Here is a 13942-nt window from a genome sequence, read left to right as displayed (position 1 = left end):
GGGTCTCAAGCGGAAGAGCATTGTTGGTCAATATCTGGTGGTGAAAGTCGCAGGAGTCGGGCAGCGGCGGCCTTGGAAGTGCGCCAGGGTTGGAAGATGTCAGTCACGACGCTGCCGCCAATCCCAGGGGAATCCATCGATCCTCCGCCCAAGTCGGTCGTGCGGACGCTGAGCGTCGTCGAAGATCGCAGCCGAACAGCCGGGGTCGTCTATCGGGGCCTTCTGCGCTACTCCTTGTCGGGGGCGTCTCTGCTGGCGGCGGGTACGGCGTACTACCTGTTCCTGGCTGTCTTCGCGTTGACCGCGCTCGCCTTCGGGCTGACGGCCCTTATAGGAAGCGATCAGGCGGCCAAGTTCATCGAAGAGGCGCTGCGCCAGGAATTTCCTGGGGTGCTCGGAGTCGGCGGGATCGACGCCGAACAGCTGCGCAAGGTGGGACAGACGACGTCGATCCTGGGTCTGGTCGCGCTGGCGTATGCCAGCGGCGGGGCGATGGTGGCGGTGAGCGCTTCGTTGCACCAGATCTACGGTGCGGCCAAGGACGGGCGAAACATGGTGTTGGCCCGCGTGAGGTTGGTCGGGTGGTCGCTACTGATCGCGCCGCTAATCGCGATCTCGCTTGTGTTATCGGTCGCCATCATGTCGTTCGCGCAACCTGTGATGAACGCGATTGGGTTCGATGGTGCCGTATCCCGCGGTGCGGTGGTCGCTTTCACGGCGTTGGTGTCCGTGGCCCTGGATGGGATCGTCGTGTATGTGATTCTCGGGACCATGGGTGGGATCCGGCCAGATCGCCAACCTCGACTGATCGGAGCGGCCGTCGGCGGGGCCGGAATCGCGGTCCTGCAGTACGTAATGGACGGAGTTGTGGCTTACTCGGTATCCAAGCCCCAGTATGGCGCATTCGCCGCTCCCGTCGCTGTACTGCTTGTCCTCTACCTGCAATCGGTCATCTTGTACGGATCGGCGGCGTTGACGGCGGGGATCGCGGAGAAGGATCAACCTCTGGTCGCTTTGCCGCCCAGCAGTCTAGAGAACCAGTAGCCGGAGTCTTTGATGTGACGCTCCTGAGTGGCGTAGTCGACATAGGTCAGGCCGAACCTGGGGCGCAATCCTTCCGTCCACTCGAAGTTGTCCAGCGCGGACCAGCAGAAGTACCCGTCGACCGCAACGCCCCGCCGCTGCGCTGCGAGGACCTGGGCAAGGTGCGCCTTGTAGTAGGAGATGCGCGCAGGGTCGCGGACCCGTCCTGAGTTCAACTCATCGGGGAAGGACGCTCCGCCTTCAGTGACGATCAGCTTCGGGAACCGGCCGTAGGCCCAGACCTTGTCCAGCACCATGCCCAGGCCCTCTGGCCGGATCTCCCATCCCAGCGAGGTGAGACCGACGCTGCGGTCGTGTCCGAAGTGGGGCAGGGTCCACAGGCGCGGGATGGGCAGCCAGGGGGCTTTCAGTCGCGTGTAGTACTGGACTCCGAGGAAGTCGAGATCGACGGCGCAGTCCTGTAGGTCTCCGTCGCGGATGAACTTGCGGATGCCCTTCAGGATCGGAGCGTCGGTGACCGGGTAGCCCAATCCGAGATTCGGTTCTATGAAGGTGCGGTTGAACAGCGCGTCGGCGGAGCGTTCCGCTTGATTCGCCAGTCGTCCAGGACCGCTAGCGAGTACGGGTGACAAATAGCATGTCGTACCGACGTTGGGTGTCTGCGAAGCGTGGGCGCGAAGAGCTCTCGCGCCGCGGGCCGTGGCGAGGTTGACGTGATGTACCGCTGCGAGGAACGACCCGAGCCCACGCCTTCCGGGGGCGTGAACCCCGAGCAGGTATCCGAGCAGCGTGAAGCTCAGGGTCTCGTTGAAGACCATCCAGTTGGTGACGCGATCACTGAGCGCTGAGGTCACGGCGGCGATGTAGTCGGCGAACCAGTTCACGATGTCCCGGTTCGTCCAGCCCCCGCGATCTTCGAGCGCCTGTGGCAGATCCCAGTGGTACAGGGTCACCCACGGTTCGATGCCAGCTTCCAGGCAAGTGTCGACGACCTTGTCGTAGTGGTCGATTCCGGCTTGATTCAACGGTCCTGATCCACGCGGGAAGATCCTGGGCCAGGAGACGGAGAATCGGTACGCGTCGAAGCCCAAGGATTTGATCAGCGCGACGTCTTCTGGGTAGCGGCGGTAGGAGTCGGTGGCGAGGTCCGCTGTGGTTCGGTCCTTGATCGGACTGCGGCCCATGAGGTTCCGCTTGTGTACGAACGTGTCCCATATCGACGGGCCTTTGCCGTCAGCTTCCGGCGACCCTTCGATCTGGTAGGCGGCCGTCGCGCATCCCCACGTGAAGTGTGAGCCGAAGTCCTGACGGGAGAACCCTTTCATCGGGCTCAGGTTAGGTCAGGTGCGGTGCCTGACGCGACGCGAAAGCGCACGGGGCTACGTTGGCCTATGAGCCAACTCCCAGCTCCAACTCCAAGGCGGCGCCGAATGTTGGCGCCTGCCAAGTGAACCCGCCCTGACTCAATCGGCCTGGCAACACCCCCTGGCTGGCCAAGATCTCGCCTGCGAACTTGCCGACTGCGATTCGTAGTGCTGCGGCGGGGGCAGGCACGATGCTCGGCCGGTGCAGGACGCGGCCCATCTCGCGCATGATCTTCCGGTTGGGAACGGGGTGCGGCGCGACCAGGTTGATCGGCCCTTCCACGTCACGTTCAAGGCTCCAGCGCAGCGCCGCGACTTCGTCCGCCAAGGCGATGAACGACCACAGCTGGTTGCCACTTCCGACTCGGCCCCCGAGCCCCATGCGGGTCAGCTTGATCAGGCGTGCGAATGCCCCTCCGCGCGCGCTCACAACTAGGCCGGTCCGCGCGCACACAACGCGAGCGCCGGCTTGCCGGGCGGCAGCAGTCGCCTCTTCCCATTGACGCACCACGTTGGCTAGGAACGTGGTCCCGCACGCGCCGGACTCGTCCACCGAGCGGTTGCCGGTGTCGCCGTAGTAGCCGATGGCTGACCCAGAGACCAGCGCTGGCTGCGGGTCCATCTTGGCGACCGCCGACGCAATAGCGCGGGTGCCCTGGACTCGCGAGTCGAGGATCGTGCGCTGGTAGGCCGCAGTCCACCGCCGATCGCCCACGCCAGCGCCAGCCAGGTGGACGACTCCAGTGACCTCGGCTGCTTCGAAGGCGTCGCAGTCAACCCACTCGCGCCCCGGATCCCAGGCGATCGTGTCCGCAAGTGCCGACTCGCGTGACTCGCGTCCGCGTCGCACCATTCGGATCACGCGGACGCCATCGTCGGCCAGGGAGGCAGACAGTGCCGACCCGATCAACCCGCTGGCGCCTGTGATCGCGATGGTCGTCCCCGGTCCGAGGCTGATGGCAGTCACGTCGCGAGTATCGCAGTGCTGCCGCCGGCTGGTGGAGTACGCGGTCCCCGGTGATCGACCCCGTCGCGTCATTCGTGGCATGTCGTCGGCCTCGGGACGGCCGACTCATCAGTTCGCGTTCATTTCTGGTCGGTTGGCTCGCGGGCCGGAGGGATGGGCACGTCGAGAGTGAGCGTCGTGCCCTGGCCCAAATGGCTCTCGACCCTGAGTGAGGCGTCGAGGAGTTTGGCTCGCTCTTCCATTCCCCGCAGGCCCAGGCCCGTGTCGGAGGGTTGCCCGCCTGACTGGCCATTCGTCGCCATCCCCCTACCGTCGTCCTCAACAACGACCACGAGGGTGCCATCTGAGAAGGACAGCTCCACGTGGGCATGCGTTGCCTGCGCATGACGCTCCACATTGTGGAGGGCTTCCTGGATGACCCGGAATATCAGCAGTTCGTCGCGGCTGCCCAAACGCTGCGGCGTGCCCTGGATCGTCAGGTCAACGGTGAGATTCGCTCGGGTCATCAGGTCGCCGACTAGCCAGTCAACGGCGTCGACGAGCCCAAGATCGTCGAGCAGAGAGGGGCGTAGACCCCTGCAGTAGCGCCGGAGGTTGTCAACGGCGCCCGACAGGATTCCTTGGACGTCGACCAGACGGGCGTGCTCAACCTGGGGCAGATCGTCGGTGGTCACCGACGCGATATTGGATTTGGCCACGACAAGGGATTGGAGGATGTCGTCATGGAGTTCGCGGGACAGTCGCCTGCGCTCTTCCTCCTGGGCCTCGGTTGCGAGCGCGATGTAGATCTCCAGGTTCTCCTTGGCCCGGGACAGAGCTGCTAGTGCCTCACGGGTGCTGGCGTGGTTGCGGATGTTGTTCAGGGCCACGCCCAGCTGGTTCGCGATAGTCATGTGGACTTGGCACTCGTCCTCAGAGAGTGCCTCGTCCGGTTGAGTGACGCCGATGGCGCCCACAGTCTGACCCTCGGACTTCAGAGCGGCGACGATCGTGTGAGGCGCGATTCCACCAGGATCGTCGCGCTGGAAGCTCCCGGCCGAGCAAGCTGCGGTCGTCAGGAATTCCTGCGAGGTTGTCAGCTCCGCGGGTGGGGTCACCTTCCGGGCGTCGATGACCGTCAGGCAGGGGCCGTGCAGGCCAGGAAGGACGCGGATCCAGGCGACTTGCCGCTTCCCTGGATCGAGCTTCGCCCGCAAGGTGCCGCTGAGGACCCGGTCCAAGTCGAGGGAGTCCGCCACCGCAGCCGCCGACGCATTCAGTCGTGCCAACCGGCGGTTCGCCTGCTCGGCCTCCCGCGTGGCAGCTTTCTCCCGATCCACGCGCTGGGCCACGATGACGGCGATCGCCAGCACGATGCCGAATTCGGCCAGGATGCCCACGCGCGTTGTCCATTGGTGGAGGATGATCTCCGGCATGGACAGAGCGAGTGCCCACAGTGTCGTTGGCAGGGCACCCCGCAGACCGAAGCTCAGCGCCGCATAGACGACGGGGATCAGGATCACTGAAACGGATAGCAGGTACAACTCGGATTCCCCGACCAGCACCTGCACTCGCTCGAAAAAGAGGTGCCCGGTGACGATCGCCAGGACGAGTGCCTGCGTGACCCAGAAACGCGGATCCCGGACAGGAACTCCTCCGCGATTGGCCCTCTCGCTCACGGCCCACAGGAATCCCGGAGCCTGGGCCGGATCAGGTTCAGTCTGCATCCGGCAGCCGGATCCATTGGTGGCGCACGGCCTCTGTCACTGCCTGCATGCGCGATGAGACACCGAGCTTGTCGAAGATGTTGCGCATGTGCGCTTCGACTGTCCGGGTGCTCAGGAACAGCTCCTGTCCGATGGTCCTGTTCGACGCGCCATTCGCCGCGAGCTGGAGCACCTGGAGTTCGCGGACGCTTAGCTGGCCAGACTCGGCGGAGGGGTCCGAAAGCCGAGTGAGCAGCGCGCGCGCGACCGAGCCGGACAAGGCGGATTCGCCGTGGGCTACGCGCTTGATCGATTCCTTGAGTTCGATCGGCTCGACCGTCTTGAGCAGGTAGCCGCTGGCCCCGGCCTCAATGGCCTTGCGGACATACTGCGTATCGTCGTAGACGGACAGGATGATGATCCCGACCTCGGGGAATTCAGAGTGGATGAGCCGAGTCGCTTCGATCCCGTTCATTCCCTGCATCGCGATGTCCATTAGCACGACGTTCGGGGTCAATGAGCTGACCAGCTCGCGGGCCTGCGCGCCGTCGTGAGCTTCACCTACCACCACGATGCTGTCGTCATCGGTGTGGAGGCGTTCCCGGATGCCCGCGCGGAATAGTGGATGGTCATCGACGATGAGTACTCGGATGCCACCGTTCTGATCCTCAGGTTCATCCATGAGTGGTCTCCCTGCGGCAGTGACTCCGACTGGTCAACTCTACGCCGGGAATTGCAGCTTCCCCTACGTCCTGAACGGCGACTCCCCGAGGCCTAGGTGCTCCCGCCTAGATGGACTAGGTGGTTTCACGGGTGGGCCGTGCGGTCCGCACCGATGCGCGCGCGGGCTCCGGCAGTCGATCCTGGACGGTGTCGGCACCAGCGAGGCGACTGATCGAGTCGCACGAACCAATGAGGCCGGCGAAGCCAAGAGGGGGCTTAGCTCGATGGAGGAAGACATGACTAGTTTGATCGGCCCGAGGCAGGGCAGGAGTCGAAGCCGCGTCAGAGTTGGGGTGATCGCAGCCGCCAGTTTGGCGCTCTTCGCACTGGGCGCCTGTAGCAGCAGTGGTGGCTCAAGCGCACCAAGCACCAGCGGCGGTTCTGCACCCGCAGCGGGTCTGGCGGCCGATGAGTGGGTCACAAACGCTGGCGACTACAAGGAGGCCGCGAACTGGGATACCGCCCAAACGGTGAGCCTGGACTTGGGCGCGTCGGCGATGACGCCGGGTTCCCTAGAACTCGTGGCCGGTGAGCCGTACGTGATCGAGATAACGAACAACGGCGCTGCCGCTCAGGGCGTGTCAGCACCCGACTGGTTCCGGTCCGTCGCGGTACGGAAGACGGAATCGGGAGCTGAGATCAAGCTGCATCAGTTCACGGACGTGTACGCGAACGCGGGCAAGACCGTGTCGCTCTACTTGGTTCCGGTGTTCCCCGGGACGTACCCGCTTGAAGGGGTAGCCGGGGGCATCCCGGTTGAGGGCCTGTCCGGGCAGGTTACGGTCACCGGATCGGTTCCCACCGCCCCTGCGCCAGTCGTTGAGAAGCTGAGCTCCGTGGGAGTGCCGGCGGGCGCTGCGGACATGATCGCCAAAGCCATCCCGACCTGGGATGCCAAGGCCAAAGCGGTCACCATCACCATGGACGACCAGAACGGCAAAGACGGCACTGGCATTTACAAGCCAAAGAACGCCGTGCTCAAGGTTGGCGTGCCGGTGACGCTTACGTTCACTAACAAGGGCAGCGTCATGCACGTCTATGAGTGCGAGGACTTCCTGAAGACGGCGGCTCTGTGGAAGGTCGCAGCCGCCGACGGTTACAACACTGGTGTGATGGCGCGTCCCGCTGACGTCGAGGCTGGCGTAACGACAAGCCTCTTCTTGATCCCGACTGTGGCGGGCACGTACACGCTGACCGACTCCGCACCTGGCATGGAGAAGATGTCGGCCACGATCACCGTCACCAAGTAGGGGTACCGCAACGCGGGAACGGTCAAGTTGGGATGGAGTGGTCGCAATGCTCAGGCGGAAGAAGCACGATGCGAGGCCGAATCCGGTGGATGGCAGCTCGGCAGAAGTGGGCGCCGTCGCCCGGCGCGACTTGCTGCTGACCCTCGGGGCCGTGGGCGTAGCGGCCGCGAGTGGCTCCCTCGGTCTGGTCTCGTACAGAGATGAGGCGCAAGCGGTCGAAGTCATTGCGGATCCCGCCAAGGAGCATCAGTGGTGCCGAGTGGTCGACCTGAGGAAGTGCACCGGTGAACGCAAGTGCGTCAGCTCCTGCCAGATGAGGCACGGCCTGCCGCCGAATCAGACTTGGATGCGAGTCCTTTCTTGGAAGGACGATGCCGGCGAGGAGTTCTTCATGCCGGTGCCCTGCCAGATGTGCGAGAACCCTCCCTGTCTCGATGTCTGTCCCGTGGGCGCCAACTTCCACACTCCACAGGGTGTCGTGCTGGTGGATCAGGAAATCTGCATCGGCTCACGGGCATGCATGGCCGCCTGCCCTTACGAGGCCCGCTACTTCAACTGGAGTGCCCCCGCGCCGACCAACCGGATGCCGACCCCGTCACCCAACACGCCAGAGTTCCCGGCGAACCAGATAGGGACCGTCGGCAAGTGCGTCCTGTGCGCGGACCTAATCCCCTACAGCAAGCAGCTGCCTGCCTGCGTCGATGCTTGCCCCAACCATGTGCACTACATAGGTGACCTGATCACGGATGCTGCCGTCAACGGCGCTTCGACGGAAAGGCTGTCGACGTTCCTACATGACAACAATGCCGTGCGCTTCAAGGAGGAGCTAGGAACCAGTCCCAGGACCTACTACATCCTCGGCAATGGCCAGCCGCTTGGTGGACCGCTGGAAGGTGTGAAGTGAGCAGCCAAACTGACGCGTCCCCGGTGACCGTCTCGGATCCCGATACCGTCGAAGCCGCGATGCGGCCGATACGCGAGGCGAGTAGGAAGTTCTGGATCGCCATCGCGATCCTGGCCGCGATCGTGGCGTTCGGTCTTTTCGCGTGGATCGTTCAGCTCCAGCAGGGCATGGGGGTCGCTGGGTACTCAGACCGCTCGTTCTGGGCCATCTACATCGCCAACGTGGTGTCTTTCATAGGGGTTAGCTACGGCGGCGCCGTGGTGTCGGCGATCTTGCTCCTGACCGGCGCGAACTGGCGCGCACCGCTGTCAAGAATGTCCGAAGGTATGGCCTTGATCACCGTGCTCATCGGCGCGGCGTTCATCATTCCCCACCTGGGTCGGCCAGATCGGATCCTCGGAATGGTTACTCACCCGAACTTCACCTCGCCTGTCTTCTGGGACATGGTCGCGATCTTCACCTATACATTCGCGACGATCGTGTTCTTCCTGCTGCCTCTCGTGCCCGACACCGCCATCCTGCGAGGGGCCCATCCTGATGAGTTGGGGCGCGGGCGAACATTCGTGTACCGGCTCATTTCAGGCAACTGGCGCGGCTCGGAGCACCAGCGCAGCGTGCTGCGCTCGGCCACTCTCGTGATTGCGATCATCATCATCCCCCTAGCCGTCTCTGTGCACTCGGTCCTAGGGTGGGCGTTCGCCCTCGTCAGCCGGGCGGGATGGCACGAGAGCATCTGGGCGCCGTATTTCGTTGTCGCTGCGCTCTACTCGGGGGTTGCCCTCGCGATTCTGGTGATTGCCGGCTTCAGGCGCGGCTACCACCTCGAGGCCTTCATCACGGAGAAGCACTTCGTCCGCCTCGGGTTCCTCATGGCCGCCCTCGGCGCGGTGTACCTCTACCTGACGTTCGGCGATCTGCTCCCAAGTGCGTACGTTGGCGAGAACGGACCGGCCGATGTGATCTACGCGATGCTCGCGGGAGACGTGGCCGTGTGGTTCTGGCTCTTCTTGGTCGCCGGTGTCATTGTGCCGATCGTTGTCGTGGCCCTGCCGTGGACCCGGAACATCTGGGGAATCGTGATAGCTGCCGTCCTCGTGGTCATAGCCATGTGGATAAAGCGAGTGATCATGGTTGTTGAGACAGCTGGGTACGACCGCCTGTCGGGTTCCTTCGGCGACTTCTTCAGTTTCACATGGGTGTCTATCGCCATCACGCTCGCCGGTGCCGCCGCGATCCCGCTCCTGCTGATGTTGCTTTTCCGTGTCTTCCCCCTGCTCGCGATCGACGAAATCGCCGAAGTGTCTGGGAAGCCGATCACGCCGATTGTCGTCGGCCCGACGCGGAGCAAGGTCTCACGTGGGAAAGTGGTCGGCAGCGTTGGCGCCGCGATCCTCGTGGTCGCAGCGCTCGGTGCGATCGGAATCGGTACCGCTCAACCGGCGCGTGCCCAGGCTGACTCTCGGCCCGCGACCATGTCTTTGACGGCGACTGCCTCCGGAGCAGACGTGACCGCGAAAGTGACCCTCACCGCAGGCGGCAAGCCGGTTGTGGATGCGCCGGTGAGCTTCTACCAGAGCACGCCCATGTTCGCTCCGGGCGACAACCGAGTTCCACTCGGGGAGATCACGACAGGTCCGGATGGCAGCGCCGAGGTGACCTACGTCGCGACTGAGTCTGGACAAGTGACGATCTACGCCGAGTACTACGCCTCGCTCGACGCGGAGGCGGTTGCGGCGGAAACTCCGCTCGAGATCCCGGAGTCGGTCTCGTCCTACGTCCCGCCGTCGCCAAAGCCGCTCGCGACCGTGGGCACCACGCTGGTGATCACTTTGTTCGTGGTGGTTCTAGCTGTGTTCACGATCGTGATCGCGCAGGTAGTTAGGGTGCGTCGCGCTGTGCGACTGACGGCCGATGAGCCTGCGAGGCGTGACACTGTCTGACTCGTCGCGATCTCGAGGATCACGTCTACGGGTCGACTGGACCGGTGCCAGTGTCAAGGACCTGCCTGCGGTCTTCCCCAGGATCAGCCCATGTTCTCGTTCAGAGCGTCCAGCAGTGCCTCGTCGCTGGTGTCTGATGACATCTCCCAGAACATCGCCCCCGCCAGTCCATTCGCCTTGATGAACTTCGCCTTCCTCGCGATCGACTGCGGGTCGTCGTAGGAGATGAATGTGCGAGTGCCCGGGTTCCACAGGTACGGCACGTCGGCGGTCTCGTCCCAATACCGCACGTACCCGTTCTTGTCGACGTAGTTCGCGGCCAGATCCTTGTAGTCGAAGACGCCGGGCTCCCAGGTTCCGGTGGGCGTACCCGCAGCGGGCTGGAATAGTCCGTTGTTGGCACTGGTCACATCGCTCCAGCCGCGACCGTAGAACGGCACTCCGACCACAATCTTGCTGGCTGGAGCCCCGGCCTGACGCCAAGCTGACACAGCGCTCGCGACGTCGAACCCGGCCGGACCTGGGTCGGCCGCGTCCGGGTGCAGTGGTGCGTTGTGGCCGGTTGTCTTGTCCCAGCTGCCGTGGAAGTCGTAGGTCATCACGTTGATCCAGTCAACGGTTTCCGAGACGCCGGGAACCTCCTGGTTGGCGATGTTGCTGGGGCCCGCAGGTGCCGCGACGGTCAGCAAGTAGTGTCCTGAGCCGTCGGCGGCGCTCTGTGCGTCCAGCTTCTCGCGAAGCGCCTGAAGGAGCAGCGTGTAGTTGTGCTTGTCCGCTGCCATGCCCGGCGTCAGTCCTCCATCGACGGGGTACTCCCAGTCGATGTCGATCCCGTTGAATCCCCACTGCTTCATGAACGCGACGCACGAAGTGGCGAACTTGTGCCGTGAGGCGGCAGTTGCCGCAGCCGCCGAGAAGTTGCCGGACCAAGTCCAGCCGCCGACAGAAATGAGAGTGCGCAGGTTGGGGTTGGCCGCCTTCAGCTTGTTCAACTGATTGAAGTTGCCTCGTTTGGCGCCGGTATCCCAGGAGTCTCCGGGGAAGGCCTTGTCGGTATCGGCGTAGGGGTCGCCCAGGACGCACTCGCCATTGGCGATGTTGGCGAACGCGTAGTTGATGTGTGTCAGCTGCTTGGCTGGGATGTCAGCTACCTGGTAGTCGCGTCCGTAGGTGGACCAAGCCGTGTAGTAGGCCACTGACTTCATGCCGCCCGGAGGAGCTGGCTCGCCTGGGCTTCCGGACTCGGTGGGGGTCGGCGTCGGCGTGGGGGTCGGCGTCGGGGTCGGGGTCGGTGTCGGCGTCGGGGTCGGGGTCGGTGTGGGGGTCTCGCCGTTCAGGGAACACGGAACCTCGCTCCCGCTGGCTGTCGCGGTGCACGAGGACGGTGTCGGCAACGATGGTGAGCCGTCGTTGAATCCGAAAGTCGTACTACTCCCCTGCGCCACGTTCCCGTTCCATGAAGCATTCGCGACTGTCAGATTCCCGTTGGCATAGGTAGCGTCGCCGTTCCACGTGCTGGCCGACATGGGCCATTCGAAGGTGACTGACCAGGATGTCGTGGCCGGGCCATCGTTCCTGACCGTGCCCTGCATCGTCCGCCCCGAGCCCCAGTCCGAGGTGGCTTCAAGGCTCAGATTGATGCTGGCGTCTGCTGTGGGCGTGGGGGTCGGGCTCGGCGTGGGGCTCGGCGTTGGCGTTGGCGTGGGCGTTGGCGTTGGGACTTCGCCGCCGGTGAAGCTCAGGGCAAAGGCCCACGCGGGAGCGGGGTCGCTGCTGCAGCTTGGGCTGGCGCTCCCGCCAGGGGTCGCGCAAGGCTTGTCGCGTCCAACTGACCACCAGCTGACCATGCCAATCGAGTTGTCGCGGCCCCACTGGCCAACCTGAGTGGCATCCGCGGTCGTGAAGAACTCAGCCGCCACGTCGTTCTGGCCGATCATCGGTGTCACTCCGATGTGGCCCAGCCGCTGGCCGTCGGTCAGATCTGGCCACAAGTCGGACAGCTGAGCTGAAGTGTTGTTGACTGAGTCGATCGCGTACTGGCCCATCTTGCCGGACGGATTAGGGGCCGCCCAGGATCCGTAGTCCATGGCCATGACGTTGACGAGGTCAACGCGGGCTCCAGCGGACTTCGTCGCGTTGACGGTGTTGATGCCGTCGGGGGTCAGACCTGTTGGCAGCACGGGCAGAGTCAAGGACACGTCGAGGTTCTTGCCAGAAGCAGCCATCTCGGACTGGAGCTGTCCAAGCGCCTTGCCACGTCTTGTGCTCGCCGCAGTGTTCGCTACGGCGCCGCCCTCGACGTCGAAGTCAACGCGGGTGACGGCGTAACGGTCTATGACGGACTTGTAGGCAGCCTTGAGCGACTCGACGCTGGGGCATGTGGTCGCTAGCTCGGACCCGTTGGCTCCGCCGAAACTGATGATGTAGTCACCGCCCGCGTCTCGCAGGGCGGTCATCGCGTCTTCGATACCGGCCGCGTCTGCGCTTCCTGGGGCGATCATGCCTCCCCACTTCGGGGTGCAGCCGCCACCGTCAACCACGAAAGCGAGGCTGTAGGTGGCGACCCCGGAACCGTCCTTGGCGGCGACGAGGTTCGCGGTTGGCCAAAGCGTCATGTCGACGTAGGGGGCCACAGCGAAGCCGTCCGGCAGGGGCGGCTGGGTAGGCGCTGGAGAGGGGGTCGGCGTCGGGGTTGGGGTCGGCGTCGGGGTTGGGGTCGGTGTCGGGGTCGGTGTCGGTGTCGGCGTCGGTGTCGGCGTGGGCGTGGCGCCCACGACAGTGCAGGTCGTTCCCGCGACAGCGCAAGAGCTCGGCGTCAGCGATGCTCCCTCGACCTTGTTGGCGACTAGCCCGAATCTTGCCGTGGCTCCGTCAGGGAGACTCGGAGCCCAGCTTGGCCCTTTGGCTCGGAAACCTCCAGTGATTTGGGATGAAGTGGCGTCCCAGATGGACGAGATGGTGTTCGCTGTAGCGAAGTCGACCGTCCACGGGTCAAGCGGCTTGCCGCTGTGGTTGGCGATCTCCGCCGAGACTTGGAAGCCCGATGTCCACTCGTTGTCCACCTTCCATGAGACCGTCACTCCGGTCACTGGGGGTCCCCCCACCCGCGAAGCGGGAAGGGGGAGGGGTCCCCCCATCTGGGGGAATGTGGAGGCAGTGGGCGCCGAGGTCTTCTTGGCGCGGGCCCGTCGAAGCTCAGCCCGTTGGCGCTTGCTTAGCGCGCGCTGCTTCTTGGCGCGCTTCTTCGCGTGGCGTTTCTTGAGTTTCGAGGGGGCTGTCCGGGACGCTGCCGAATCGACCTGGGCCTGTGACAAGCTTGCCTGCGGTGTCGCCGCCATCGGGACGGATGCCGACGCGGCGGGAACCCCGATCGCCAGCGCTGCGAACGTTCCCAGCGAGGTCACGATCACCAGTGCTTTGCGCGCTACCGAAGTCATCCGCACCTCCCCCGGGCCAGTGCCCAAGTCGGTCGCACCCGACATCTAGCCAGGCTTCATCGGTGTTTCGGGTCTTTCCGGTTGCCGCTGGAGGTCCGATCGGGTGAGGGGTCAGTGATGTGTGTCATAGCGGCTCTTCGGATTTGGGTGGGGGTCCCCCCGCCCGCGAAGCGGGAAGGGGGAGGGGCGCGGCTTCGGGCCCCCACCCCGGCTACTCCCGTAGTGGCGCTACTCCAGTAGTAGCGGCGGGGGCTTGTCGGTGATGGTGATGCCCGCTGGTGTGCGCCATGTCCACCCGGCCGCTGCCTCGTTGCCGTCTTGCCCTGTCTTGGAGTCAGGGTCGGGGCCTGGGTCGAGGCCTGGGTCTAGGGCCCATCCGTGGTGGGTCTTCTGGCGGTGATGCCTCCGACACAACGGCCCCAGATTCTGCGCGGTGGTTGCCCCCTTGGGCCATGGGACGGCGTGATCGAGATCGCAAGCCTGGGAGTGGCGGCGGCAGCCAGGATGGCGGCAATACGGTTCGCGGGCCCGAACCAACCGAGCCAACGCCGCACCCGGGGTATACGTTCGAGAACCAGTCGCCGTCACCGTCGACGACGCCGCATCGGTAACCCACAACCGCCACTTG

Annotated in this window: 10 protein-coding genes; 4 read left to right on the top strand and 6 right to left on the bottom strand. The window is 64.5% G+C overall.

Annotated elements, in window-relative coordinates; all coding sequences use genetic code 11:
- Positions 1-96 precede the first annotated feature (96 nt).
- A complete protein-coding gene (locus Q8P38_00325; protein MDP4013059.1) occupies positions 97-1044 on the top strand; it encodes a YihY/virulence factor BrkB family protein in 948 nt (315 codons plus the stop codon).
- Here the strand turns inward: Q8P38_00325 and Q8P38_00320 are convergent.
- The 4 genes from Q8P38_00320 to Q8P38_00305 form a co-directional block, all read right to left on the bottom strand.
- Positions 999-2369 (bottom strand): GH1 family beta-glucosidase, encoded by a 1371-nt coding sequence (locus Q8P38_00320; GenBank protein ID MDP4013058.1) that lies wholly within the window; start codon positions 2367-2369, stop codon positions 999-1001. The genes Q8P38_00325 and Q8P38_00320 overlap by 46 nt on opposite strands.
- A 64-nt stretch (positions 2370-2433) precedes the next feature.
- Positions 2434-3375, bottom strand: coding sequence for a TIGR01777 family oxidoreductase (locus tag Q8P38_00315; GenBank protein MDP4013057.1), 942 nt, complete (start codon positions 3373-3375; stop codon positions 2434-2436).
- A 119-nt stretch (positions 3376-3494) separates the two neighbouring features.
- On the bottom strand, positions 3495-5081 hold the full coding sequence (locus tag Q8P38_00310) for a GAF domain-containing sensor histidine kinase (protein MDP4013056.1): 1587 nt from the start codon (positions 5079-5081) through the stop codon (positions 3495-3497).
- Complete coding sequence (locus Q8P38_00305) at positions 5071-5742, bottom strand: response regulator transcription factor (protein MDP4013055.1); 672 nt, start codon at positions 5740-5742, stop codon at positions 5071-5073. Before Q8P38_00305 ends, Q8P38_00310 begins: the two co-directional genes overlap by 11 nt.
- A 277-nt stretch (positions 5743-6019) precedes the next feature.
- Between Q8P38_00305 and Q8P38_00300 the strand changes: the two genes are divergently transcribed.
- Genes Q8P38_00300 through nrfD form a run of 3 tightly spaced genes read left to right on the top strand, consistent with a single transcriptional unit; the run spans position 6020 to position 9877 of the window.
- Positions 6020-7033, top strand: coding sequence for a hypothetical protein (locus tag Q8P38_00300; GenBank protein ID MDP4013054.1), 1014 nt, complete (start codon positions 6020-6022; stop codon positions 7031-7033).
- A gap of 46 nt (positions 7034-7079) precedes the next feature.
- The gene (locus Q8P38_00295; GenBank protein ID MDP4013053.1) at positions 7080-7937 is read left to right on the top strand and encodes a 4Fe-4S dicluster domain-containing protein; all 858 of its coding nucleotides are present in this window, start codon (positions 7080-7082) and stop codon (positions 7935-7937) included.
- The gene (gene nrfD / locus Q8P38_00290; protein MDP4013052.1) at positions 7934-9877 is read left to right on the top strand and encodes an NrfD/PsrC family molybdoenzyme membrane anchor subunit; all 1944 of its coding nucleotides are present in this window, start codon (positions 7934-7936) and stop codon (positions 9875-9877) included. Before Q8P38_00295 ends, nrfD begins: the two co-directional genes overlap by 4 nt.
- An 83-nt stretch (positions 9878-9960) precedes the next feature.
- On the opposite strand, the gene Q8P38_00285 is transcribed toward nrfD, so the two are convergent.
- Entirely contained in the window at positions 9961-13359 is a 3399-nt protein-coding gene (locus tag Q8P38_00285; GenBank protein ID MDP4013051.1) for a glycosyl hydrolase family 18 protein, read from the bottom strand.
- Positions 13360-13542: 183 nt separating this feature from the next.
- Positions 13543-13942, bottom strand: a 400-nt coding sequence (locus Q8P38_00280; protein MDP4013050.1) for a hypothetical protein, incomplete at its 5' end; no start/stop codon positions are given.

This window comes from Candidatus Nanopelagicales bacterium (genome assembly GCA_030700225.1).
GTDB lineage: Bacteria > Actinomycetota > Actinomycetes > S36-B12.
The sequence above is the reverse complement of the archived record's forward strand: the minus strand, read 5'-3'. Positions and strand labels throughout refer to the sequence as shown.

Coding starts and splice junctions, on each gene's coding strand:
- Q8P38_00325 (MDP4013059.1), top strand. CDS start 97: ATGTCAGTCACGACGCTGCCGCCAATCCCAGGGGAATCCATCGATCCT.
- Q8P38_00320 (MDP4013058.1), bottom strand. CDS start 2,369: ATGAAAGGGTTCTCCCGTCAGGACTTCGGCTCACACTTCACGTGGGGA.
- Q8P38_00310 (MDP4013056.1), bottom strand. CDS start 5,081: ATGCAGACTGAACCTGATCCGGCCCAGGCTCCGGGATTCCTGTGGGCC.
- Q8P38_00305 (MDP4013055.1), bottom strand. CDS start 5,742: ATGGATGAACCTGAGGATCAGAACGGTGGCATCCGAGTACTCATCGTC.
- Q8P38_00300 (MDP4013054.1), top strand. CDS start 6,020: ATGACTAGTTTGATCGGCCCGAGGCAGGGCAGGAGTCGAAGCCGCGTC.
- Q8P38_00295 (MDP4013053.1), top strand. CDS start 7,080: ATGCTCAGGCGGAAGAAGCACGATGCGAGGCCGAATCCGGTGGATGGC.
- Q8P38_00285 (MDP4013051.1), bottom strand. CDS start 13,359: ATGTCGGGTGCGACCGACTTGGGCACTGGCCCGGGGGAGGTGCGGATG.